Annotated in this window: 19 protein-coding genes and 2 pseudogenes; 6 read left to right on the forward strand and 15 right to left on the reverse strand. The window is 39.7% G+C overall.

What is annotated here, in order from left to right; genetic code table 11:
- Positions 1 to 97: 97 nt before the first annotated feature.
- The 11 genes and pseudogenes from L6494_RS20145 to L6494_RS20195 form a co-directional block, all read right to left on the reverse strand.
- Positions 98 to 1,138, reverse strand: coding sequence for a helix-turn-helix transcriptional regulator (locus L6494_RS20145; protein WP_237989538.1), 1,041 nt, complete (start codon positions 1,136 to 1,138; stop codon positions 98 to 100).
- A 399-nt stretch (positions 1,139 to 1,537) separates the two neighbouring features.
- On the reverse strand, positions 1,538 to 1,912 hold the full coding sequence (locus L6494_RS20150) for a type II toxin-antitoxin system VapC family toxin (protein WP_237989539.1): 375 nt from the start codon (positions 1,910 to 1,912) through the stop codon (positions 1,538 to 1,540).
- Positions 1,903 to 2,106: a hypothetical protein gene (locus tag L6494_RS20155; protein ID WP_237989540.1), complete on the reverse strand. Its 204-nt coding sequence runs from the start codon at positions 2,104 to 2,106 to the stop codon at positions 1,903 to 1,905. The genes L6494_RS20150 and L6494_RS20155 overlap by 10 nt, the downstream gene beginning before the upstream one ends.
- A gap of 366 nt (positions 2,107 to 2,472) precedes the next feature.
- Positions 2,473 to 2,736, reverse strand: a complete 264-nt coding sequence (locus L6494_RS20160; protein ID WP_237989541.1) for a TonB-dependent receptor — start codon at positions 2,734 to 2,736, stop codon at positions 2,473 to 2,475.
- Positions 2,737 to 2,891: 155 nt separating this feature from the next.
- On the reverse strand, positions 2,892 to 3,956 hold the full coding sequence (locus L6494_RS20165) for an MFS transporter (RefSeq protein ID WP_237989543.1): 1,065 nt from the start codon (positions 3,954 to 3,956) through the stop codon (positions 2,892 to 2,894).
- The gene (locus L6494_RS20170) at positions 3,916 to 6,390 is read right to left on the reverse strand and encodes a TonB-dependent siderophore receptor (RefSeq protein WP_237989546.1); all 2,475 of its coding nucleotides are present in this window, start codon (positions 6,388 to 6,390) and stop codon (positions 3,916 to 3,918) included. The genes L6494_RS20165 and L6494_RS20170 overlap by 41 nt, the downstream gene beginning before the upstream one ends.
- 153 nt (positions 6,391 to 6,543) lie before the next feature.
- On the reverse strand, positions 6,544 to 7,551 hold the full coding sequence (locus tag L6494_RS20175) for a helix-turn-helix transcriptional regulator (protein WP_237989549.1): 1,008 nt from the start codon (positions 7,549 to 7,551) through the stop codon (positions 6,544 to 6,546).
- 159 nt (positions 7,552 to 7,710) lie between these two features.
- Positions 7,711 to 8,103, reverse strand: a complete 393-nt coding sequence (locus L6494_RS20180; RefSeq protein ID WP_237989551.1) for a DUF1636 family protein — start codon at positions 8,101 to 8,103, stop codon at positions 7,711 to 7,713.
- Between the two features lie 105 nt (positions 8,104 to 8,208).
- Positions 8,209 to 9,210 carry an ABC transporter substrate-binding protein gene (locus L6494_RS20185; protein ID WP_237989553.1) on the reverse strand — a complete coding sequence of 334 codons (1,002 nt, stop codon included), beginning with the start codon at positions 9,208 to 9,210 and terminating at the stop codon, positions 8,209 to 8,211.
- 82 nt (positions 9,211 to 9,292) lie between these two features.
- Positions 9,293 to 11,836 carry a TonB-dependent siderophore receptor gene (locus tag L6494_RS20190; RefSeq protein ID WP_237989554.1) on the reverse strand — a complete coding sequence of 848 codons (2,544 nt, stop codon included), beginning with the start codon at positions 11,834 to 11,836 and terminating at the stop codon, positions 9,293 to 9,295.
- A 161-nt stretch (positions 11,837 to 11,997) separates the two neighbouring features.
- Positions 11,998 to 12,981: pseudogene (locus L6494_RS20195) on the reverse strand (helix-turn-helix transcriptional regulator).
- Positions 12,982 to 13,455: 474 nt separating this feature from the next.
- Between L6494_RS20195 and L6494_RS20200 the strand changes: the two are divergent.
- The 3 genes from L6494_RS20200 (at position 13,456) to L6494_RS20210 (ending at position 16,515) form a co-directional block, all read left to right on the forward strand.
- Positions 13,456 to 14,487 (forward strand): FecCD family ABC transporter permease, encoded by a 1,032-nt coding sequence (locus tag L6494_RS20200; RefSeq protein WP_237989556.1) that lies wholly within the window; start codon positions 13,456 to 13,458, stop codon positions 14,485 to 14,487.
- Positions 14,484 to 15,524, forward strand: a complete 1,041-nt coding sequence (locus L6494_RS20205) for a FecCD family ABC transporter permease (RefSeq protein WP_237989557.1) — start codon at positions 14,484 to 14,486, stop codon at positions 15,522 to 15,524. Before L6494_RS20200 ends, L6494_RS20205 begins: the two co-directional genes overlap by 4 nt.
- A gap of 172 nt (positions 15,525 to 15,696) precedes the next feature.
- Positions 15,697 to 16,515: an ABC transporter ATP-binding protein gene (locus L6494_RS20210; protein WP_237989558.1), complete on the forward strand. Its 819-nt coding sequence runs from the start codon at positions 15,697 to 15,699 to the stop codon at positions 16,513 to 16,515.
- 76 nt (positions 16,516 to 16,591) lie between these two features.
- Here the strand turns inward: L6494_RS20210 and L6494_RS20215 are convergent, their stop codons facing one another.
- Both L6494_RS20215 and L6494_RS20220 read right to left on the reverse strand, forming a co-directional pair.
- Entirely contained in the window at positions 16,592 to 17,644 is a 1,053-nt protein-coding gene (locus L6494_RS20215; protein WP_330911088.1) for a PepSY-associated TM helix domain-containing protein, read from the reverse strand.
- An 18-nt stretch (positions 17,645 to 17,662) separates the two neighbouring features.
- A pseudogene (locus L6494_RS20220) lies at positions 17,663 to 18,571 on the reverse strand (IS982 family transposase).
- Between the two features lie 414 nt (positions 18,572 to 18,985).
- Between L6494_RS20220 and L6494_RS20225 the strand changes: the two are divergent.
- The 3 genes from L6494_RS20225 (at position 18,986) to L6494_RS20235 (ending at position 22,075) form a co-directional block, all read left to right on the forward strand.
- Complete coding sequence (locus tag L6494_RS20225; RefSeq protein WP_237989559.1) at positions 18,986 to 19,591, forward strand: protein-S-isoprenylcysteine O-methyltransferase; 606 nt, start codon at positions 18,986 to 18,988, stop codon at positions 19,589 to 19,591.
- 435 nt (positions 19,592 to 20,026) lie between these two features.
- A complete protein-coding gene (locus L6494_RS20230; RefSeq protein WP_237989560.1) occupies positions 20,027 to 21,046 on the forward strand; it encodes a helix-turn-helix transcriptional regulator in 1,020 nt (339 codons plus the stop codon).
- Between the two features lie 72 nt (positions 21,047 to 21,118).
- Positions 21,119 to 22,075, forward strand: a complete 957-nt coding sequence (locus L6494_RS20235; RefSeq protein ID WP_237989561.1) for a DUF4351 domain-containing protein — start codon at positions 21,119 to 21,121, stop codon at positions 22,073 to 22,075.
- Positions 22,076 to 22,167: 92 nt separating this feature from the next.
- Here the strand turns inward: L6494_RS20235 and L6494_RS20240 are convergent, their stop codons facing one another.
- Complete coding sequence (locus tag L6494_RS20240; protein ID WP_237989562.1) at positions 22,168 to 22,365, reverse strand: hypothetical protein; 198 nt, start codon at positions 22,363 to 22,365, stop codon at positions 22,168 to 22,170.
- A 195-nt stretch (positions 22,366 to 22,560) separates the two neighbouring features.
- The gene (locus L6494_RS20245) at positions 22,561 to 25,104 is read right to left on the reverse strand and encodes a TonB-dependent siderophore receptor (RefSeq protein ID WP_237989564.1); all 2,544 of its coding nucleotides are present in this window, start codon (positions 25,102 to 25,104) and stop codon (positions 22,561 to 22,563) included.
- Positions 25,105 to 25,144: the final 40 nt, after the last annotated feature.

Genomic DNA, 25,144 nt, shown 5'->3' on the forward strand with positions numbered 1-25,144 from the left:
TAGGTCACTCCATTTATCCCCACAAGCTGTTAGGAATATTTCTTAACTAAACTAGTAGTGTATCTACAATACGGGATTCGGATTTCTAATTTGAACGCTAGAGGGATTTTTTTTGAACGCTAGAGGGATTTTTTTGATGTTGAAAGTATTGTTTGGGATTCAAACCAAATTTTTTGCGGAAAGCTAAAGCAAAGTAACTGCGACTGTCAAAACCTACTCTAAATGCCACTTCTTCAACGTTCATTTCTCCTAATGCTAAAAGTTGTTTCGCTTTTTCCAGACGATAGTTGTGCAAATATTTGAACGCAGATGTCCCGAAAACTTGACGAAACCCACACTTCAATTTAAATTCATTTATCCCTACTTGTTGTGCTAACTCTATCAGGCTAGGTGGATTTTCTAGATTACCTAACAAAATTTCCTTGGCTTGGTATATTCTTTCAACATCTCTCAAATTCTTGCCGGTAAAGTTATGATTAGATATTTCCTGTTCCTGAAATTGTTGGAAATAAAGCGTCATCAATTCCATTGCTTGACTTTCTAAATACATTCGCTTCATCAAGCCTTGATAGGGACACTTGAGGATATTACATAACACCTGCCACATTTGCTGTGTAATTTCCCCTTGCTGGTAGTAAGGCTGTACTTTACCATTCATTACTGCTTGGCGCAGAAAAATGGGTATCTGTTCTAATTCTTCTTCGCCAAAACTTTGAAAGAATTGCTGTGGTTCGATTTTCAGATAAATTCGTGAAAACTTTTCTCCGGCTTTCCACCATTCAGTTTCTTTGATATCGCAGTTACATTCTGAATAATATCTGCCTACGATTTCGTCTGTCTTGTCAGTTAAACCGTGGCGTTCAATTCTCACTTTTCCTGAAATAAAAAAACTCAAGCCAAATTCAGTATCATCTAAATTATCTCTAATCCATACCAGATCATTAATAAACTCTTTTTCATGTATCTTAATAAATAATCCATTACGTAATTCTGTCCAGCATTCATAGGTATGAAAGATATCTAGAATTTTCCCTTGATGGATAGTTTCAAAACCCTTTAATTGACTAGAAGCTTGACCATTTTGCTCACTTTCTGCCCATAGTTCTTCCCAGTCTGTACTTGTAATAATTTTTGTCATAGTTTAACGATAATTGCTATTATTATCAAGCTGATATATGGTTGAAATTAACGCATTTTTTCCAGTTCCTTAAAAGGGAACACCTAATACTGGATGCAATGTTAATTGCAAACTTGACAAGTCAGCGATCGCTCCAGTATTCAGTACCCCAACCTGCTATATATCTTAAATAAGAAATATTATTAATTGTTGCACAAAATTTGCTGTAAAAAAAGCGACTTGTCGCAGTCGCTGGTGGTGGTAGCTCCCATACCAGATTGCACAAGCCACAGACTGGCATCAATCCCATCAATTGCTAGTCATTCCTCTTGCTTGCACTGCCTTGAGTTGTCGCCATAAAGGGTTTTCTTGGAGTTTTTCTCAAGTCTCTGTGGTATCTTTACTGCCCCAATTTGCTAACTATTGAATTTGAACAGTATCAACGCTAATTTCTGTGACACTTGCCAGTTGTAAATCATTACTTAACAAAACTGCATCATAAATTAGGGCAGTGGCACAAATGATCGCATCTGGTAATTTCAGTCGATACTGCTTACGCAGTTTGATTGCAGCATTCTTCAAATCTTGATCTAGACCAACTACTATTACTTGTGATAGAAACTGTTGAATTTTCAACTCTTCTTCTGCGCCGAGTGCTGGATAAGAAAGCATTTCAATTTCGCTGATCACGGACAAGTAGAATTCACCAACAGGTAAGGTGTTTAGAAGCCGTCCACCTAAAAGATATAAGGTAACATTCGTATCGAGAATGTATCTTTTGTTTGTCACGCCCATTCATTCCGTATCTGATGTTGAAATTCAAGCGGATCTTGCTTGAGCTGGATAGTGCCACTGAAGGAATTGAGATCGACAACCTGAGCAGGGGAGTGAGAGCTTTTCTGAACTAGCTGCGCCTTTAACCAGTTCTGCTCTTCTGGTGGCAATGCTAAAATCATTTGCTTGATTGATTCTACGAGTTGAACATTCATATATACTGCAAACGGGTGAAATCTGGACTTATGTCATACTGAGCGTAACGTAGTGCAGCGAAGTATCTCGGAGATTCTTCACTTCGTTCAGAATGACACTTTTAACCCGTTTTTAGTATAGCTGCTTTTCAAGATGAATTTTCTAAATCATACTTCTTTTCCCTATTGCAATCCAGTGTGGTATGAGTTGTGTGGTTCTGCATCGCAGAGACTATAGCTGCCTCAACCTAACCTTCAGCGAGGGCGATCGCACTGCTTATTCTTCAGAAGAAATTGCGTAAAAACATTGACAACGGGTAATAAAGGGGAAAGCGTAAATCGAATAATTGCACAAGCTATTTAGCTAATTGCCAAAAGGGGAACTAGTTAAAACTCCCAACTGAGCGAACCAACAACTGTCAAGGGATCGCCAACTTGGTTAAACAATCTTCCGAAAGAATAATTTTGATAGGTTACGTCAAACAAATTACGGACATTGATAGCTGCTTTCAGGCGATCTCTACGATAATAAATTGCTGCATCGGTACGCAAGTAGCTTGGCAGTACAAAGGAATTGTCCAAATCACTTTGGCGATCGCCAATGTAGAATAGACCATAAATGGTGACAATCTGCTGATTCTTGTAAAACAAGGGTCATGGAACTTGGGGTTTTGGATTTGGGATTGATTACATAGTGTAGATGAAAAATAATATCATTAATTTGAGCGGAAATGAGTGTCAACACTCTACCCCCTGTTTCCTCTGCTGTCCTCAATTCATCCCACTATTATGCAAAGCCTGTATTTTTATACACTAGTTGAGTCACTATCAGGTAAAATATCCTCTACATTTCTCAGTTTTGGGAAAGCATAGCCACTGATTCCTACTAATACAATGATTAAAGAAGTAGCTACATAAAAAAGAGCTATACCACTTCCTGTCCTACTACCGAAAATAGGGCTAAAAATCAATGCTAACCATCCTCCTGGCTGCATGGCTGGCTCAAAAATTGTGTCTGCGATGGGGCCTGAAATTAAACTAGCAATTGTGCCGATAATCATCCCAATAGTATGGTCAGCCGCAAATACCCTTCCTTGAACACTTGGCTCTACTTTTGCATACCAGATAGCATTACTGGAACTAAATAATAAAGGCACATTAATAGAAGAAAATAAACTAGCACCAGTCCAAATTAATGGTATTTGACCGATACCCAAAACAATTTTGCTCAAACCAGTACCGATAAAACCTAACAGCATTCCATTGACTTGACGCTTAAATCCCCCCCAAATACTTAAAAATGAGCCGCCAATTACACCCCCTACTCCAGCAGCAGTCATAACAACACTTAAGACCTCCGTGTTGCCATCGGTACGTGCGAGAATCATGGGTTGGAATAAGGTATCGCAGATTTGATGGGCAAACCAAAAACATGAAAATGTGATCGCCATCGCTAACAAACTCGGTCGTGATAAGATGTAGCGAAAACCAAAGGCTAATTGTTGCCAAATTGTTTCATCATGGTTGTTGTTTGTTTCTATCTGAGGCGGTTGGGGAACTGACAAAATTAAAATTATGGTTGCGGCAATAGCAAAGGTAATAATATCAATTAGAATAATTCCGAATAAACCAATCGCTGGATAAAGTATACCTGCTAAAGCCGGAGAAACAATTGCTGAGGCAGGGCTAACTAAAGAAATCATACTGCTGGCGCGAGTGTAATGCTGTTTCGGCACAAGTAGGGATACAGAAGCTGAATAAGCCAGATGTTGTACATGACCAAAACAAGCTGAAACAGCAATCAAAGCATAAAGATACCAAATTTGTAAATTATTGGTGGCATAGAGTAAAGCAATGATGATGGTACACAAAATAGCACTGGTATCGCCCAAAATTATGAGTAATATCTACCTCAAAATCATTTTGAAAGTTGCCGAAGCGTTTACCAACATAATTAACACCAAGTCCAAAACCTAAACCTTGTAAACTACCCGCTTGAATCTCGTATGTTGTCCAAAGATTCGCACTATGTTTCGGAGTACCTGGTAAGCGATTACCCACAGCTATAGTGTTATCTTGGGTAATTTCCGCATCAGTGTAGGCGTAGCCAGCAATAATATTCCATCCTGGTGAGATTCTGCCAGTAGCACTAAGTTCAAGTCCACGACTGCGCTGTTCGCCTGTGGCTACAGATGCTCCCAAAATGTCAGGATCGGCAGTTGCTACATTTTGTTTAGTAATATCAAAGTAGGCTAATGTCGCAAAAAGATTACCTTGGAGTAATTCCGCTTTGATGCCGATTTCATATCCTGTACCACGTTCCGGTTGCAGAAAATCGCCGTTAGCATCTCTGGAAAAAGTCGGTACAAATGATCGGGAATAGCTGGTGTAAATAGAAAGATTTTCCACTGGTTTATAGACCAAACCAATTACTGGACTCCAGGCACTATCGTATTTACTTTCATCTGTGAAAGTATCTTTAAAATCAACAGTATCGTAGCGTAAACCTGCCAGTACAGTAAATTGGTTATTCAATGCAATTTGGTCTTGCAGATAAAATCCTAGCCTAGTTGTTTCGTTCTTAAATGGAGTAGCTGGCGGTAATGTGGAAAAATCTGTTCTAGGAGGGACTCCATAAACTGGATTGAATATATTTAAGGTCGTTCGTGTACCTCTGAAGACTAAATCATCGAGAATACCCCGGTTGAAATCAACGCCAGCTAGTAGTGTGTGTTTGATAGAACCTGTAGCAAACTTACCGACAACATTTGTTTGCAGCGAGTAATCATCTGATTGATAATTCCGTTGGGCATAGGTGCGAGTGAGAATCCCTGTAGTTTCATCGAGGGGACCAGCCAGGGTGGCTTGGGTAAATAAATCTTGTTGCAGATATCGGAAACTATTGCGTAGAGTCCAGTTATCGCTGAAGCGATGCTCTAAGTTGTAGGCGATACTGAAAGATTTTGTATCAATAAAGTCATCAGGGTCATTAAAAACGCGACTATAAGGAACATCAGCCACACTCCTACCAAAAGCTACTAAACTTGTATCAAATGGTCGTGTACTATCGAGATATTCTAGAGAAAAGTCTACGTTAGTGCGTGAAGCGGAGCTATCCCGAAGGGAATCGCTAATCTTCCATGTCAGACTAGGGGCAATAAAAAACCTTTCTGTTTCTGTATTAAAGTCCCGAAACCCTTCCTCCCGTTGATAAGTTGCGTTCAGTCGATAAAGCAATTTACCATCGTCAGTCAACGGACCGGAAACATCAAAACTGGGTCTTATCAGTCCATAACTACCAAATTGAGCCTGAATTTCGTAAAACGGTTCTGATAGTGGTTTTTTAGTAACTAGGTTAATTACCCCACCTGGGTCTAGTTGACCATACTGCACTGAAGCTGGGCCTTTTAAAACTTCAATACGCTCTAAATTTGATGTTTCTTGAAACGAGAAGTTTTCATATATCCTAAAGCCATCTCGTAAAATCGGCAGGTTAGAAGTGCTAAAACCACGAATTGTGATTTGATTACCGATAAAAGCGTTGGTACTACCAAGTACACCAGGAACATTGCGGAGTGCATCATCAACGCGGGTAATTTGTTGGTCTTCGAGTACCTCTCGCGGAACAACTTGAATAGACTGGGGTATATCGATAATGGGTGTATTCGTTCTTGTAACGGTTGCAGTATTAGGAACTTGATAGCCGTTTTTTTCCCCTGTCACCACCAATTCAATCGGTGCTTGCGTTTCTGGTGATGGCTGTTCTGACTGAGTTTCTGGCTGTTGGGGTGGTGATGAAGCTACAACAGGTGTCAAACCAAAAATTAATCCCTCATCACTATCAAACAACTCGGCAGTTGGTAAACTGGTTTCCCCAACTATGCTGACTCGGATAGTATTAGCATCTTGATTTGTGACGGTAATCTCAGTAATACCTGTAATTGGTTTCTCTGAGCGAAAGGTGAAAGCTTCGCCACTAGGTAAACGTAGTTGTGCATTAGAAATATCAGTAATATAGCTATTACCTGCACTACGATTTGTAATTTGTAGCTTTTCTCCTTGGGAAGTTTCTAGAAGTATCTCTACACCTTTATCAGTAGGATTGGCTTTCACGCCAGTTATCTGGATAACTGCCGTATTTGCCTGCGCCAGCCATTCTTTATCTTCAACAGTTCTCAGCCTTTGCTTGACAGAGGAGGTGAGTGATTTTTGTTCCTCCACTTCCATCTGGTTGATACTTTCTGCCCAGACAGGTTGAATAGCGACCAGAGCTAACGCCCCAGACAGGAAAATAGCGATCTTCATACTCATTTACCAATACATCCTTGCTACGCAACCATGATCAGGTTAGTTAGCTGATAGTTAATAATTTTTTGCAAAAGTGAGTAAAAAAAATTATACGGATTTAATCTCTAAGATTTCTTTGTGAAACGGACTTTTTTCTTTGTGAAACGGACTTTATCGATTTTTACCCAATTGATAGGCTTTGGGACTGACTGCAAATTTACGCCGAAATGCCACACTGAAGGCTTCTGGATTGGTATAACCTATAGCTGTGGCAACGCTAGCAATTGACATTCCCCGTTTTTTGAGCAATTTTTGGGCTTGTTGCAACCGATAGTCCTGTAGGTAGCCGAAAACTGTTGTACCAAAAACTTGGCGAAATCCCTGTTTTAGTTTACGCTCGTTGATTCCTACCTGTCGGGCTAAACCCAGCAGGGATGGGGGATTGTTCATTGTCCGAATCAAAATCTCTTGCGCTGCATATAGCCGCTCGATATCATCTTTGCGTAACTTTAGCGAAACGGAGTGATGAGAAGTTTCTTTCCAATTGGTAAATTGTAAGGTCAGTATTTCCAGAGCTTTGCCTTCAAGATACATTTGTCGAGTGATTCCCTGATAGGGACAATGCAGTATTTGCTGAAGAATCTGTTGGATGGCTGGAGTGTTTTTGCCCAAAGATTGATGAAATTGCGCGGATGAATCTAATTCAATCAATCGCCGCAGGGGTTCTGGCAGAAATTCATTATCAGAGGTGAACGATTGAAAATAATTGATGTCTGCACAGATCATCACCAGTTGAATTTTTTCTTTTGCCCGCCATTCCTCGTATTCTAAGATATTGGGCAGGTGGTAAATGTAGTTGCAACCAGTTGTTTCTTCATAGTCATCGGGAATATGTACAGCACCAGGGGTAATTACCCTAGAACCACTAGATAGATAAAACTTTGCCGTAAGCGGAAATGAAGACTGATGTTGTTGTTTTAATCTTAAGGGTTGCCACAGTTGAGCTTCCCGAATGCAAACAACCAATCCATTGCGTAGCTGAGTAACGCGATCGCCTCCTGTTCCCATATACTCTGGTAATCTAGATACTGTTTCAGAACCAGATTGTTGATAAGTCATTTCAAAGCCACGATAAGCTTTCTGATCTACGTCCCAGTAAACTGGCTCTGAAAATGTCATAGCGATCGCGTTCAACAATTAAGAGATTTTCTCAATAGTTTAATCATGAATCTGAGTTTACGCAATTGTGTATTTCCAAATTCGTAATATTTGAGTAATAATAATTACATAGATTCTCTGTGAGAATAGCAACACCAAAATTGATGTTGCAAATAACACCTAATCTTCAGCTTTGGTCAATACAGAAGGAATACTTGCAAAAATAGCAGATTCCAATTCTTTAGGAAGTTTTTCCCACATAAACGCCCCTTTGCGATTATTGATGTACATTTGTGCAAATTCGAGTAATGCTGAAGCATTTTCTGCATCTGGAGGTAGATCCACCAGCAAATAGCTTGGCTTTTCCGGGCTGGAAATCGCTACAACACAACCACGGCTGCAAGCCCATAAACATCCTACTGGTTGAATTTCCAGTTCTTCTGTCACGAATTTTTCTGAATACAAGGTGGTAATTTTGTCAAGTAAAATACTGCCATCTCGAAGCTGATTTTCTGCCAATTCTTCGGATGAACGGTGACAAGATTTGCAAACGAATAGGGTGTGTTTGGTCATGGGATAAAGGGTACTGGGGATTCTTGCAGAACAACGGCTATCTGAAGTTATGACAACAAAAATAATAGATGAGAAATTATATCATTAATTTGGTATTTCTTTCAGTTAAGGATAGGATGTCAGTAATTGACGGACTTGATTAACAAAAAACTCCGCAGCGATCGGCCCGCGAATGCGGCTTGCTAGTTGGTAGTCAATGAAGTAAATTCGATTTGTATTGGTAGCAGATATAGACTGTAAAATCGGATTTTGACTCCATTGACGCTTGGCGTTTTCTATGTTGTTATTTCCTGAAGGCATGACCACAATTAAGTCAGACTTAAATTTGGGTAATACTTCCAATGCCACTTCATATTCTGTGGATTCAGGACTAATAAGCTTAAATCCTAAATCTTGTAATAGTTTACCAGCAAAGGTTTCTGCTCCAAAGGTAAATGAGGTGAGAGTAATTCCCCTAAATGCTAACAGCAATAGTTCCTGGTGTTGAGCGATAGGAGCGATCGCAGTTTTGGCTTGAGATAATTTCTGTTCATACTCTGCTATAACTGCTGGTACTTTGTCTTCTCGTCCTAAAGCCTGAGCAATAATTGAGATTGTTTGTTGCCAAGCTGGAGTGATACCATCTCGATGATTAATTAAAATTGTCGGTGCAATTTTGTTTAAAATTTGGTATTCACTTTCGTTATAAGCGGCTTCACCTAAAATCAAATCTGGCTTCAGTTGCAATAAACTTTCTAAAGAAGGATTACCGCGATCGCCTACATTGATCGGTTGGCTGGTAATGCGATCGCCAAGGTAGGGAATTTGCTCTTTAGGTCGATCAAATACTTTACTATTGAGCAAGTCTACTTCCGCATAACCCGCAGGTTGCACACCCAAAGCAAGCATCATATCTAACACAGGCGGACTCAGAGCCACAACTTTTTTAGGCTGTCCGCAAATCTGCGTTTTACCTGCTTCATGATTAATTACACGGCAATTTGTAGTTATATTGCTGGTAGACTGATTACTAAGTAATTCTGATATGTTACTGTTACAGCCTGTCACTAGCAAAAAAGTACAAACTGATAGCAGCAATAATTTTATATACTTAAACCAAGTATTCATTTGCACTGTCGTCTGCAACCACTAGCAATCGGATCTTCGTTAACTTGTCGAGATTCATCAGCACCCAGTCCCCAGTCCCCAATTAAAATTTTACAGACAACGAACCAATAACCGTAAAAGGAATACCAGCATCAATTGATGTGCGGGATGTGGTGGACTCAATATAGTTAACATCAAAAATGTTTTTAAAATTGAGACCTAGATTCCAGTTATCTCGACGATAGAACAAAGCAGCATCAGTGCGGGTGTAGCCGGGAACGGTAAAGGAATTACTTAAGTCTCCTTGACGTTCACCTACGAAAAATAGTCCCACACCCATACCCAAACCTTGCAAAGCCCCACTTTGCAATTCGTAGGTTGTCCAAATACTAGCACTATTTTCTGGCACTCGATTGAGACGATTTCCTTCCACATCGGTATTATCTTCTGTAATCTTGGCATCTGTATAGGCATAGGAAGCAATAATGTTCCAGCCTTTAGCCAGTTCTCCAGCAATATCAAATTCAATCCCTCGACTTCGCACTTCGCCAACGGGAATAGAAAAGTTTAAATCTGCGGGGTCTGGTGTGGCAACATTGGTTTTGGTAATCTGATAACCCGCTAAACTCGTAATCAATTTACCATCTAAAAATTCTCCTCTCACACCAACTTCGTATTGTGTTCCTCGTTCTGGTTCTATGCGTGAGTTGTCCTGTTGAATGCCAAAGTTTTGCGCGAAGGAACGGCTATAACTGGCGTAAAGAGAGAGGGGTGTAATTGGTTGATATACTATTCCTATCCGGGGGCTAAATGCTTGATCGGATATATCAAAGAATTTCACACCATCTACAATACTCAGGAAACTTTGATTGGTAAAATCATAACGTCCGCCAATGAGGAGTTTGAGATTTTCTGCCAGTTTAATTTGGTCTTGGATATAGATACCAATGTTATCTGCTGCAAATAAACCCCGAAACGGATCTGATTCTATATTAGGTCTAGCAGTCAAATAGACTGGGTTGAAAATATCAATAGCGGGTGCGGGTGCGCTGCGGCGATCGTCAACGAAGTTAGTTTGACGGTTGAAGTCAAAGCCAACTACAAGTTCGTGTTCAATTGCACCAGTTTTAAATTTACCGATCAAATCAGTTTGAAAAGCGTAGGTTTCATCAGGTGTTGGTCGATCTACACCAAAACCACGAGATAATAAACCTGTAGTTTCATCCAAACTATCGGGTTCAGTTACAAAACTAGATGTTTGTGTGGAGACAATTCGCAAGGCAGAGCGGAGTTTCCAGTTATCATTGAAGCCATGCTCAAAACGTGTACCAATCCGTAAATCTTCTACTTCTTTAGAGTCAAAGGGTTCGCCTAAGATGCGATTGAAGGGAATGTCAGCAACGCGATCGCCTAATGCTACTAAACCCCGATCAAATGGTCGAGAGTCTTTTAAATATTCTAGGTCAAACACTAAACTTGTGCGATTCCCAATGTCCCACGCTAATACAGGCGCAATAAAAAAGCGGCTAGTCTCTTTGTCAAAGTCGCGGAAGGATTCAGAAACTTCCACTGCTGCATTAACTCGCAACCGCAAGGTTTTAGAGTCATTGAGAGGACTGTTAAAATCAACTGTCGGACGGAAAAAACCATAACTTCCCGCCTCTAAACCCATAGTTAAAAATGGTTCTCTCTGGGGTTGCTTGGTAATGATGTTAACCACTCCCCCTGGTTCTAGTTGTCCAAATAATACAGAAGCCGGGCCTTTTAATACTTCTATGCGTTCAATATTGGCAGTTTCTCTATATGCAGAGGTATTTTCTTTAAAACCATCCCGAATTACCGAGTTAAAATCATCAAATCCACGAATCACAAAGCGATCGCGGGTTCTCCCCGCACTGTTGGATGGCTGTACACCACTCACATTCCGTAATGCTTCATTCAACTGGGTAGCGCGTTGATCCTCAATCACCTGACGAGGAATCACTTGAATTGATTGGGGAATGTCCCGCAAGGCTGTATCAGTTTTAGTAGCAGTTGCAGCATTCGTTACACGATAGCTATCCTGTTCTCCTGTTACTACCAATTCAATTGGCTGATCAGTTGCGGCTGAAGGTTGTTCTGGTTCTGGTGTTGGTGTAGCTTGTGTCTGTGGCGGTGCTGCACTTACCACCCCCAAAATCAAACCCTCATCACTATCAAATAACTCTACTACAGGTAATCCCGCCTCACCTGTGACTGTCACCCGGATAGTGTTAGCATCCAGATTGGTGACTGTGATCTCATTAATTCCCTCCCGTGGTTTTGGGGAACTGAAAGTAAAAGCATCACCATTAGGTAAGCGTAACTGTGCATTAGGAATATCAGCAATATATGCGTTACCTTGACTACTATTTACCAGTTGTAACTTATCGCCAACGGTAGTCTGTAAAATCACCTCCACACCTTTTTCTGTGGGATTCGCCTTCACTCCCGTCACTTGCACAACTTCATTTGTTGGTGCTTGAACCAGCATTGGAACACTTTTACTCAGTCGCGGAGTTTTATTTTGTGTTGTATTTACCTCTGCCCGTACAAAGTGATTACTAGTTAATATTGATACTATCGCCGCCAAACACAAATGATGCAATAATACTGGTTTAATCAACATCTCTCCTCACATACAGAAAGATAAAGCACTAATGAGGTGTAGTTTTAAGTACATCTCATTGAGACTTGCTTCTGTTATTAATAATTCTTAGCAAGAATCTTACTGTAATTAAACGGAGAGTTAAAGCTCTAAGTGTGACGTAACGGGAATTTTTTTGTTACCTAAGCGGAATTTTTTTGAACATAAGCAGTAGGACTCACACCAAACTTTTTGCGAAAAGCCCTAATAAAAGAAGTACGTGCTTCGTAACCGACAACTTGAGCTACTTGAGTCACATTCATTTTCTTTTCTAAGAGTAATTATTTCGCCTGTTCCATACGATACTCATGTAAATATCCAAATACTGTAGTACCAAATACCTCTTGAAAACCTTTTTTTAGGGTACAATCATTTAATTCTACCTGACGTGCCAAATTGATTAATGAAGGTGGGTTATTTATATTATTCATTAAAATATCTCTAGCATGATAAATGCTATCAACTTGATGAGATTTAAGGGTAATATTTCTATGAATATTAGGATTTTCTTGTAGATATTCCAAACGTAAAGCTAATAATTCTAATATTTTGCCTTCCAAATAGAGTTGTTTAGTCAAACCTTGATAGGGACAATTTAAAATTTGCCGTAACACAGTTTGCATTGCATGGTTTGTAATACCAAAATTACGATAATTAGGCTCATCATCGTTTTTCTCAAACATTTGCCTAAAGCTTACAGGCAATAAATCCATTTGGTGAGCAAGTAATTTTTGAATTTGTGAATACTCAATATGAATATCAAATTTTAAAATTCTTTCCTGAGCTTGCCATTTAGTATAACCAGCTTTGCCTACCTCTCTATAGACATATAGAAAGTTTTGTCCTGAGTAGACATCTTCATTATTATTGTTACCAAATATACTAAAACTTAACTCTAACCACAGACAGTTAGGAGCAGATATTTTCTCCACAATTAAATCATCATTTAACTGATAGTGATCAGTTAGTAGAGATATTCCTGGGCGCAAATGAAACCATTGTCTATAACCATGACTCATCCCTTGAGGATCATTTATATGCACTTCCCAGATATTTGATTGCGGAGTGTTGTTATTTTCTGTCAATGATTGATAACAATCTGCCGATTCCTGAAGGATGAGTACCATTTACTTAGAATTATCTACACAGTTTACTTGAGAAAATAGAAAAAAATAAGAGACTGTATCATTAATTTTGGTCGTTTCTACAGTTAGAGCGTTGCAGACATTATATGCAGTGCCATCTTTGGCATAGCAAACATACTAAGCTGTCAGGGATCTAACTTGTATATTTTCCGTGTTGACTTTCAGCATTCAACTACACAGCAAGTAACTAACTGTCTCAACCATTTGGCAATTATTTCTGTTTTTTCATCAAACAACACTACAAAAAGTTGAAAAAATATACTAATAAGTATAAAGTATAATCTTGAACCTTTCCGCTTACATCAGGCGGAAAATCTTAAGAATAGGAGAATATACCTTGCTTAAACACTTGATATTCTTATATTAATTCTCAATTAAGATGTTGAACTTGCAAATGTCAAAGAAAGCACAACTAACTTACCCAAATGACTATATTTTTCAATTAACTAGAAGATAATGACAAGAGCAACCACAGCATCACCAAAGAACTGGAATCCACCCAAAATATCGCCATTAGTGGGTCTGATTCTAGGCATACTGATTCTGCTAACTTGTTTGGTGTATAGTGTTACATTGGGTGCAGCAGAAATACCGTTAAACAAGATTCTGGAATCCTTTATCACCTTTGATGGTTCTTATGAACATTTAGTCATTCAGACGGTGAGATTACCGCGATCGCTTGTTGCTCTTTTGGTAGGATCAGCCTTAGCAGTCGCCGGGGCATTAATGCAGGGTTTGACACGCAACCCCCTAGCCGATCCAGGGATTTTGGGGATTGAATCGGGGGCTGCATTGGCTGTAGTTGCTACAACTTTTGTGTTTGGCAGCTCGTCTTTGAGTCTGTTGACTATTGTGGCCTTTGTGGGTGCAGGAGTCACCGCCATATTAGTCTACTTCCTTGGTTCTCTGGGGCCAGGAGGAGCTACACCATTAAATATCACCATAGCAGGCGCGGCGATCACGGCTCTGATTTCTTCCCTCACCACAGCTATTCTCATCGTCAGTCAACGCACCTTAGAAGAAATTAGATTTTGGTTGGCTGGTTCTTTAGCTGGAAGGGATTTCAACATATTATTGTCAGCATTGCCTTTCGTTGTTGTTGGCTTAGTAGTAGCCTTTGCCTTGGGTAGACAAATTACAACTATGAGTCTGGGTGAAGACGTAGCTAAAGGCTTGGGTCAAGAGACAGCTTGGGTGAAAATTACGACAGCCATCAGCGTTGTTTTACTGGCGGGAAGTTCCGTATCCCTGGCCGGGCCAATTGGCTTTATTGGCTTAGTTGTTCCCCACATGGTGAGGTTTTTCATCAAAGCTGATTACCGTTGGATTTTGCCTTACTCCGCAGTAGTAGGAGCAACTTTACTCTTAGTTGCTGATGTCGCTGCGCGTATCTTACTCAAACCTCAAGAATTACCCGTGGGAGTAATGACAGCACTAGTTGGTGCGCCCTTTTTTGTCTACTTGGCTAAGTCAAAGGTGAAGAAATGAAGGTAGATTGGCTCGTCATCCGTTCCGAGGCGATATCTTTTCGCATAGACCGACGCGTACCACTGATGCTGCTTTGTTTGGCAGTAGTAATTGCGATCGCGATGGTGATTAATGTGGGTAGGGGTGAGTATCCTATCTCACCTTTAGATATCATCAAAACTGTATTTGGTATAGATACAGGCAATCCAGACCATGCTTTTGTGATTCACAATCTGCGTCTACCTCGTACCCTTGTCGCTTTTATGGTGGGGGTAGCACTGGCAATTTCTGGTACTATCTTTCAAGGGCTAACACGTAACCCCTTAGCTGACCCTGGGATTATTGGCATTAATGCCGGCGCGAGTCTTGCAGCAGTGACAGTTATTATTTTATTTCCTGCCGCACCCATTTACACCTTGCCTCTATCAGCCTTTGCTGGGGCTTTATTGATGGCTGTGCTGATTTACTCCCTAGCTTGGAATAATGGTAGTTCACCCATTTTGTTAATTTTAATGGGTGTGGGGTTGTCTGCGATCGCCAGCGCATTTACCAGCTTGATGATTACCTTTGGCGAAATCTACAGTGTCAGTGATGCCCTTGTATGGTTGGCTGGTAGTGTCTACGGACGCACCTGGGAACAAGTCTTTTCCTTCTTACCTTGGTTAATTGTATTCGTACCGATGGCGTTGACATTGGCAAGACATTTGAACGCCTTAAATTTAGGAGATGATGTTGCCAAAGGTTTAGGTAGCCGGGTGGAATGGCAACGTGGTTTACTCGTGCTAGTGGGTGTAGCCTTAGCCGGTGCAGGAGTCGCCACGGCGGGAATGATTGGTTTTGTTGGTTTAATTGCACCCCATTTAGGCAGACAGTTAGTAGGTACAAATCATGAAGGCTTGATTCCTACCTCTGCATTGTTAGGGGGAGTGATTGTTGTCGCCGCAGATTTGCTAGGCAGAACCTTGTTTGCACCTATAGAAATTCCTTGTGGGGTCGTGACGGCTGCTATTGGTGCGCCTTATTTTCTCTATTTGTTAATTCGTAATCGGAAGAAGTAGATCAATTCAAAATTCAAAATCTTGCCCTCGAACGAAGTGAAGGGTCAAAATTCAGAATTCACTACGGGTTCGCGTTAGCGTCTCGTAAGAGAAGCAAGCTACAAAATTCAAAAATTTCTCGCTCCTTGCCTCCTACCTCCTACCTCCTTCAAAATTAAAAACGGTAACAGCTATGAAAGGATTATCAACCAAAGGTCTGTCTTTAGCTTACGATGGTGCGCCAATTATTCGTGACCTGAATTTGTCGATTCCCACAGGACAAATTAGTGCTTTAGTAGGTGCAAATGGTTGTGGTAAATCAACTTTATTACGAGGTCTAGCTAGACTTCTTAAACCCTATGGCGGTACAGTTTATCTTGATGGGCAATCTATTTTTAATCTTTCTACTAAGGATGTAGCGAAGCAATTAGGGATATTACCGCAAGGGCCAGTTGCACCGGAAGGATTAACAGTCAGAGACTTGGTAGCACAAGGACGCTATCCTTATCAAAATTGGTTGCAGCAGTGGTCAGAAAAAGATGAAAAAATTGTCCAACAGGCACTAGAAATTACAAGTTTATTAGAGTTGGATGATAGAGGATTAGATACTTTATCTGGTGGACAAAGACAACGTGCTTGGATTGCAATGGCATTAGCACAAGATACAGATATTTTACTGTTAGATGAACCGACTACTTTTTTGGATTTGGCACATCAGATAGAAGTTTTAGATTTGTTATATGAATTGAACCAACATCAGGGACGGACTATTGTCATGGTGTTGCATGATTTAAATCAGGCTTGTCGTTATGCAGATTATCTGGTTGTTGTGAAACAAGGCCGGATTTTTACGGCTGGAGAACCCCAGCAGGTAATGACTGAAGAGATGGTACACGAGGTTTTTGGCTTAGAGTGTCGTGTTGTGGCTGACCCAGTTGTGGGGACACCAATGTGTATTCCCATAGGTCGCAAGGGAGAAAGGAAACTGCAAGCTAAATCTTCTCTTTTGTAATTGGATGGAAAAAATTATCCAAAATCTTTGTTAGAGAAGTAGAAATCCTACCTCTCTACTTGATTTTGGTCGATGTCTAATGTACAAATTCTTTGGTCACGGCTGATTTATCTTTATTTTGAGGACGATATCGCCACATGATAAATCCCGTGATAAATAAAATCAGTGGCGTAAGTCCTACGAAAACGTAGAAAATCCGAGATGGTAATCCCCAAAAAGTTCCGTAATGTATGGGTGTAAAAGAGTCTAGAATGCGGTCGGCTCGTGATGGTTGCAAACCATTTTTCAGTTGTACTACTGCACCTGTATACTGGTCTAGGTAAATCCGAGAGCTACCATAGGGCGTTGTTTCTTGCGGTAATTTTTTCCCTATTCTGAATACTTCTTCTGGTGTTTGCGGTAGGCTAATGTAGGTAGTAACAGCACCAGGAAAAGCAGTATCGGCTTGTTGGAGAATTTCACCCAGACTCAAAGATAATTTTCCTTTGATGGGTTGAGACACAGGTGTGGGAGGAATGGGAGTCATTGTCACAGTATGGATGAGAGGTCTGGAGAAGTCCCAAAAATTCCAGCACACACCTGTGAAGGCTATCATACTCAAGAAGATACCTGCAATAATACCTGCAACTTTATGAATATCAAAGTTGACTCGCTGGGGATGAGCATTCCACTTAATTTTGAACCCTGAAATAAATCTGCGCCAACCAGGCCAGAGAATAATTCCAGAGATACTAACAATCAACAGTACAAAGGCGACAACCCCGACGATGATTGTACCAGTGTCACCTGCAAGCAGTTGGTAGTGAAGTTTAAAAGTATAGCCAATTAGGGTTTGATCCCAATCACGAGAACCCATAATTGTGCCAGTGTAGGGATTAACAAAAACTTCCAACCATTTATCTTTAGGTGCTTGCAAGAAGACACGATAAGGGACTAGAGGGTTAGGAAGTGTGTTGATACTGGAGATTTTAAGATTGGGTTGGGAAGCATAGGCGGTTTTGACGTTCTCCAATATAGATATTAGAGATAAGCGATAGCCTTGGGCAATGATTTGTCCAAATTGCTGACTGACTAGGAATTGGTCAATTTCTCTTTGAAAAACTAGTACACTACCAGTTAAGCCGACAATAACTAACCTGAGTTCGGGTTAAAGATAAGGAGGTAAAAGCCACTCCAGTTGAAGGCTAGGTTTCTTAGGTTGATGACAATAAGCGATTAATCCGCAAAGAACGTTAACGCAAAAATTAACAGGGCTGACGCCGGGGTACCGGCTACCGCTTCGCTATCGATGTCTGGAATGCTCAATTTGAGAAATATTTTTGAGTTGGTCATTAATCGTCTCAATAATTGAGCGTTTACGGGACAAAAGCTTGTCATGAAGACGCATTAGCTTATTCTTCATATTGCGACGGGGTTTGGCAAAAAATTCAATTCCGAAGTCTTGTAAAAGTTGAGAAGCAAGTTTTTGTGAAACATAACCTCTATCGGCAAATATTTTGCCAAACAGACCACTCAGTAAATCGGGTACTGGTTGACGGTCATCGACATTACCAGGAGTCAGAGATACATTTAAGAGTTGACCAAACTCATTGACGACCAGATGCAGCTTAAAACCAAAAAACCAATCCACAGAAGTCTTGCCACGAGCGGCTAAACCTTCAAACACCTTATGCCTAGAAATCCGACGATTATGACATACCTTCAAGCAAGTTGAATCGATAAAACCGATACCTGTACATTGTCCAAAACAATGCTTCAGATAGACACACAAAGGTATCAAGGTTGATGGCATCCATTCAATAAATCGTTGATAAGAAGGAAGACCTGGAAATGCAGAACTCCACTGTTGTTTCACTTGATTTAAATAAAAATGCTTGAAATTCCGGTAGTGATTTTGATGAAAAGCGATGATAATTGTCATGATTTCACTTAAACATAAGCTTTTAGCACGAAAACGTTTTATTCCTCCATGATTTAACAATTTTTTGTGCCATTGCGCTTCAAACGCTTTACAGAAATCATCTACATGACAGAACAAAGCATCTAAACTAAACATAGGACAGGCTGCTGGATTTGTTGTTATTTTCAGCTTACTACCTGTCCTTTTCCTTATCCCGAACTCAGGTTAACTAGCAATAATCCCACAACCAAGCCGAGGTAGCGGTGTAGGAAAAATACAATGTGGCGTATTTGTTTGGATTTCATGAAAATTATCTCATGCCTCTTGCAAGAGCAACTTGTAGATAGCCGCAGCTTTATGATATTTATTAGCAATAATCATACCGCGATCGCTGATTTTTGTGTCTTAAACCCTTGAATTTACAATCCATTTGGCGGCAAATTTCTTAAATTTCAGCTATCTTGGGCGTTTGTACCATTGCCATCGACTTTTATCCCCTTGCTTTTTAAGAAATATTCTTGTTAAGATGAAAACACCACACCGATAATTTCTTCATGCAGAGATATTTGAGTGTGCGGTTCTTTAGGACTGTGGCGATTGACTCTGCTTCTAGTACAGCACGGCATGAATAGTGCTTTGATTAGCCAACTAAAACAAATACTGATGAACATGAACACCGTATCATTAAAAATTGTTTTCATGATTTGTTTGGTAACAATTTACAGTATTCGCTTTTCATATCAGCGAAGAAATAAGAATAATTCTATTATCATCGACAAAAAAACTTCGCTAGAAAAGTTTGTTTTGTTCCTGACATCTATCGGGATGTTATTTCTACCCGTTATTTATGTCCTCACACCATTCCTCGAATTTGCTAATTACAGATTACCAATTTGGGCAAATATTACAGGCATTTTTGTATTCCTGATGGGGATATGGATGTTTTGGCGATCGCATGATGATTTAGGTATTAATTGGTCGCCTACACTAGAAGTAAGGGAAGGACATACTCTCATCACCAACGGAATTTATCAAAAAATTCGGCATCCCATGTATACATCTATTTGGTTGTGGGTAATTGCCCAAGCGTTATTACTAGATAACTGGCTAGCTGGATTTTCGGGAATCATATCCTATGGATTTTTATACTTTGCTCGTATCAATAATGAAGAATAAATGATGATTGAGCAATTTGGTGAACAATATCAAATTTACATGGAAAACACAGGAAGACTTTTACCTAAATTAAGGCGTATAGAGTTGTAGACGATATGTCTTTTCAAGTGATGTTTCTTATTGAACAGATATCCCACATACTGCGCCAAGACTTTTGTTTTCACCGTAGCATTTACGGAGAAGAGACTAATAAGCAGTGGGTGGAGTTCTGCGTGTAATCAAGCAGATATGATATTAAACCCTTGCAATGCAAAGATTTTGGTTGCTTAGGTCTTGTGATTATGGCGATCGCTAGCAATAAGATAGTTGCAAGTCATCTACTAAATGATATAGTTTTTGTATTGTAATTATCCCACAAATGAGGTAAATTATCATATAATACCTTAGTCAATTGATAACAATTAGCAATTTATTATCTGAAATTGCTGCCCAAAGATGTTGGAAATTCTGACGAAAGAACAATACGATGAAGTTGTAGAAGCAAGTTTGAAGATATTACAGGCTGTAGATTCTAGTAAATCCTTCGACTTTGTAGAGAAATGGGAAAGTAACTTTACTCGTAGTTCTTATCAGGAAATGCAGCTACGCCCAGGATTATCTCTAGAAATTTTTGATAAAACTCAATATCGTCAAGTAAATATTCAGAATAATCATGATGATGAATATCCACTGATCGCAAAATTTTATCTAGAGGGAAATCATAGTGTAATTTGTCCTGGTATTGCAGGAGTGCAAGAAAAATATCAAGAAACAGCAGGAAATAATTATTTATTTTATTTACCAGATATAGAAGAAATAGAGCAATATTTTGCAGGCGATCGCTATTATATAATCAGAATTATTTTTGACATCAATTTCCTCAGAAATTTTGTTACTGGGTTTACATCTGTACCCAAACAATTGCAACCTTTACTAGAAAGTGATCATCCACCGCGTTTTCATCTACCAGTGGGGAAAATTACACCCACAATGCAAACTGTATTATCACATCTGTTGAATGCACCCTATCAAGGCATGGTGCAACGAATTTATCTAGAAAGCAAGGTGCTGGAACTTCTAGCTTTACAGTTAGCGCAAATACTAGAAGCTGAAGAAAATAGAAAAACTATAGTTAATCTTAAAGCACCTGATATTCAAAGAATTCACCACGCCAAAGAAATTTTAATTAGTCAATATGATAACCCTCCTACACTGCTGGATTTAGCAAAAATAGTAGGTGTCAATGACAATAAATTAAAATTAGGATTTCGGGAAGTGTTTGGTACAACCGTCTTTGGCTACCTACACAACTACCGCATGGAAATGGCGCAAATGCTATTACAAGAAGGTCAGCAAAATGTAGCAGAGGTAGCCTCTCATGTTGGATATTCTAACCCTGGTCATTTTGCAGCCGCATTTAAGCGCAAATTTGGTATTAGTCCAAAAGTTTGTAAATTAGGAAGGAAAACGGCTTAATTAATCTACAAAATATCAAAGTCAATGATGTTTTAACATGATGATGAGAAACACCAATATAGTAATTAACCCATGAGCGAGGAAAGAGAGAGAGCCGATAATGATTCACCGTGGAAAGAAATTTTAGAAGCCTACTTTCCCCAAGCAATGCAGTTTTTCTTCCCCCAAACAGCCGCACTAATTAACTGGGAACGTCCCCATGAATTTCTCGACAAGGAATTTCAACAAATAGCAAGGGAAGCCGAACAGGGTAGAAGATACGCCGATAAATTAGTCAAAGTGTGGCAACTTCAAGGAGAGGAAATTTGGTTATTGATTCATGTAGAAATCCAAGCCAAACCAGAAGATGACTTTGCCGAAAGGATGTTTTCTTATAACCTGCGAATCTTTGACAAATTTGGTCAACCCGCCATCAGTCTAGCAATTTTGTGTGATGCTGACTTAACTTGGCGACCAAATCAATACAGTTACAATTATCCTGATTGTGCTTTGCTCTTTAGATTTGGTAGTATCAAGCTACTCGATTATCAAAATCGATGGGCAGAATTAGAAGCCAGCGATAATCCTTTTGCTACGGTGGTAATGGCACATTTAAAGACACAGCAAACCACTAAGCAACCAGGAGAACGCAAAGCATGGAAATTTAGCTTAATTCGGCGACTGTACGCACAAGGGCTACAAGAAAGGGATATTCGTAACCTTTATCGTTTTATTGATTGGGTTATGATTTTACCAAAAGCGTTAGAAGCAGAATTTTGGCAAGAGTTTAAACAATTTGAGCAGGAGCGTACTATGAGTTACATTACCACAGGTGAGCGCATTGGCTACGAGCGTGGCAAGGAAGAAGGGAAACAAGAAGGTGAGCAAGCTATTGTACTACGGTTACTGCAAAAACGGGTGGGAGATTTACCCGCAGAAGTTCGGGAACAGATTCAAAGTCTTTCTCTAGAACAGTTGGAAACACTGGGTGAAGCTTTATTAGATTTTAGTGCGATCGCTGACCTGCTCAACTGGCTACAAGCAAATTAATGCGATCGCTTCTGATGAACTGTAATGAAATGAGCGATCGCTTAAATGAATTCAGTGACAAAAATTTATCTATACAAATACACAGACACAATTCAAGGCGTGTTGACAAGATATTTAAATAAGTCATCAATTACTGCATCAGCAGCCAGTAAATTTCCGGCTCGCCAAGTTAGATAATCTATAGAGTAAACGTGATTTTGTTGAACGGCTCGCAGATTTTTCCACAGTGGTTTTTGCTTGAGTTCTTCTAGAAATTTTTGGTCATCATCAGTTAATTTATGGGAACGCAAGTTTTACCCATTGTGTGTTTAACCATGCGGCAATCTTTACTTGCCACTTCAGTAGGAAAAACTGTGTTTTGAACTGTGTAACCGCTACAAGCTGTAATCAGTCCAAAAATCACAACCATTAATAATAAACAACGTATCCCGGAGCGTATTGCCATTGTTTTTTACTAGATAAAATTCAGTCAAGAATCAATACAATTAAAACTGTAGTGAAACTGATCCAGTAATTGCAAAAGGTGAACCTTGAGTAATGTTAGCCCGATTATTTGAACCGGAAGCATAACGAATATCAAAAAGGTTTTCAACAGCTAATCTAAAGGTCAAGTTATTCACTTTGTAAGCAGCACCTAAATCAACTCGCATATAACCAGGAAGCTCAAAGCTATTTTCGTTATCTCCTTTTCTTTCACCCACATAAACTAAACCTGTACCTAAACTTAATCCTCTGAGCGAACCTTCCGTAAACTCGTACTTGCCATAAAGACCTACGCTGTGTTGTGGACTATTAATTGGGCGATTTCCTTCTTGCCCAGGGACGGCACTGTTGGTAATTACTGAGTCTTGGTAGGTGTAAGCTGCAATCAAACTAAAATTATCAGTTACTTTTCCGTTAATATCTAATTCCAAGCCACGGCTACGAACATCGCCTACAAGGATACTAAAATCTGGGTTACTGGGATCAGCCTCTGCAATATTTATTTGCTCTAAGTTAAACAGTGCAGTTGTAATAGTCAGCCTATCATTTAACAGATTTACTTTAGCACCCACTTCATATTGAGTAGCCTTTCTAGGGTTAGGAAAATTCCCATCTGAAAGTAAACCATATTGTGGCTCTGTGGATTTACTAAAGCTAGCATAAAGTGAAGCGAAATCTGACAAGCTATAAACTAAACCGATGCTAGGAGAAACAAAATTTTCTGCGCTACCAGTCACAGAATCAAATCCGCCATAGCGCAAACCAGCTAGTAACCGAAATTGCCCAAACTTTACGAAATCTTGAATGTAAATGCCCCACTCACTATCATCAAAATCAATTGTACGATTAGTAAGTCCAGTAGGAATAGGAACATCAAAACTAGGGTTAGCAACGTCTATACTGCCAAAAAAACCAGCATTCACACCATTGAATCTGGAACGGTAATAATTGTACTCAATGCCTGTGAGTAACTTATGTTCTGAAGCTCCAATATTGAAGTTTCCCCTGATTTCACCTCGCAGATTGTATTGATAATAATCATCAAAAATTGTGCGGTAAAAACGTGTTAATGTGTCACCCTGAAAACCAAGTGCGACAAAAATTGGATTAGCTTCCCTTTGTGTATTAAAATACTGACCGCTCAGATTAACTGACCACTCTTTACTAATGGGCTGATCTAAATAGGCGGCTATGCGATAATGATTGTAAATCTGGCTATTGCGAGGGTCTGTATAACTGCGGTCATAAAAAATCTGACCATTAAAGAATTTAGCTCCAGTATTAAAGTCTTTATCTTGTCGGTAATACTCCCCTTCAACTGTTAAAGAACCGCCACCACCCGTTAAAAAGGTTAGTGACGGAGCAACAAAAATGCGATTGTCTTCAACGTTGTCTACGAAATAATCTGAATCTTGAAAAGCTAAATTGAGGCGATAAAGTAGATTTTTGTCTTGAGTTAACGGCCCTGTTAAATCAACCTCACCGCGATAAAAATTAAAGCTACCTACATCGGCTGAAAATTTATAACTAGGGGTGGCTTGGGGCTTTTTTGTAATATAGTTAACTACTCCACCAGGCGCACCTGTTCCATAAAGTAAGGAAGACAAACCTTTCAAAATTTCCAGACGTTCAATATTAGCAAAGTCTCTGATTAAAGAACGGTAATTATCTCGTAACCCATTGATATAAACTTGGCTACCTACATTGAAGCCACGAATTTGAAAGTCAGTGAAGAGTCCACCCTGTCCAATATCTCCTGCTGTTACTCCACTAATATAAGGAGCTAAATCTTCTACTCGTCGGGGTGCTTTATCCTCAATGAATTCCTCTGTAATTACGCCAATAGATGCAGGTGTTTCTATTAGTGGAATATCAAGCCTACTTCCAGTAGTAGCATTTGGCACACGATATCCACCTTGTTCGCCTGTGACTAGCAACTCAATAATTTCATCTGGTTGTGCAACGGGTTCTGCTGGTGGTGTCTCAGTTGTCGGTATTTCGTCAGTTGGTGGTGTTTCCAGTTCTTGTGATGGTGGTTGCATTGCTGTTGCAGCAGATGTTATACCAAAAACCAGCCCAGCATTGTCATCAAATAATTCAACTGTTGGTAGACTAGTTTCACCTACCACCGTCACCCTCACAGTATTTGCATCAGCATTGATGACTGTTATTTCAGTAATTCCCGCACTTGGTTTTTCCGAACGAAAGTTGAAAGCATTGCCATTAGGTGAACGCAACTGAGCATTAGGAATATCTGCAATAAAATTATTATCAGTGCTGCGATTTGTAACTTGTAATTTTTCTCCAACAGGTGTCTCTAAAATTATCTCCACACCTTTTTCAGTGGGAGTCGCCTTAACTCCTGTGACTGGGATAATTTCTGATGTTGGTATTGGTGACTGTACCAAAATTTGAGCGTTACTATTAGAATTAGTATCCTTTGCCCATGTTGCTTGCACTCCCAGAATAAAAAATACACCTGTCAGCAATAGCGATCGCAGTTGTAGCCAATTCACCATAACTCCCACACCTTGAAGCTTAATCAAAATATTTCCTAACTAGCTTAGGGAAAAACATCAAGGTGAA

The organism is Nostoc sp. UHCC 0870, assembly GCF_022063185.1.
Classification (GTDB): domain Bacteria; phylum Cyanobacteriota; class Cyanobacteriia; order Cyanobacteriales; family Nostocaceae; genus Trichormus.

Coding starts and splice junctions, on each gene's coding strand:
- L6494_RS20145 (WP_237989538.1), bottom strand. CDS start 1,138: ATGACAAAAATTATTACAAGTACAGACTGGGAAGAACTATGGGCAGAA.
- L6494_RS20150 (WP_237989539.1), bottom strand. CDS start 1,912: ATGGGCGTGACAAACAAAAGATACATTCTCGATACGAATGTTACCTTA.
- L6494_RS20155 (WP_237989540.1), bottom strand. CDS start 2,106: ATGAATGTTCAACTCGTAGAATCAATCAAGCAAATGATTTTAGCATTG.
- L6494_RS20170 (WP_237989546.1), bottom strand. CDS start 6,390: ATGAAGATCGCTATTTTCCTGTCTGGGGCGTTAGCTCTGGTCGCTATT.
- L6494_RS20175 (WP_237989549.1), bottom strand. CDS start 7,551: ATGACATTTTCAGAGCCAGTTTACTGGGACGTAGATCAGAAAGCTTAT.
- L6494_RS20180 (WP_237989551.1), bottom strand. CDS start 8,103: ATGACCAAACACACCCTATTCGTTTGCAAATCTTGTCACCGTTCATCC.
- L6494_RS20185 (WP_237989553.1), bottom strand. CDS start 9,210: ATGAATACTTGGTTTAAGTATATAAAATTATTGCTGCTATCAGTTTGT.
- L6494_RS20190 (WP_237989554.1), bottom strand. CDS start 11,836: ATGTTGATTAAACCAGTATTATTGCATCATTTGTGTTTGGCGGCGATA.
- L6494_RS20200 (WP_237989556.1), top strand. CDS start 13,456: ATGACAAGAGCAACCACAGCATCACCAAAGAACTGGAATCCACCCAAA.
- L6494_RS20205 (WP_237989557.1), top strand. CDS start 14,484: ATGAAGGTAGATTGGCTCGTCATCCGTTCCGAGGCGATATCTTTTCGC.
- L6494_RS20210 (WP_237989558.1), top strand. CDS start 15,697: ATGAAAGGATTATCAACCAAAGGTCTGTCTTTAGCTTACGATGGTGCG.
- L6494_RS20230 (WP_237989560.1), top strand. CDS start 20,027: ATGTTGGAAATTCTGACGAAAGAACAATACGATGAAGTTGTAGAAGCA.
- L6494_RS20235 (WP_237989561.1), top strand. CDS start 21,119: ATGAGCGAGGAAAGAGAGAGAGCCGATAATGATTCACCGTGGAAAGAA.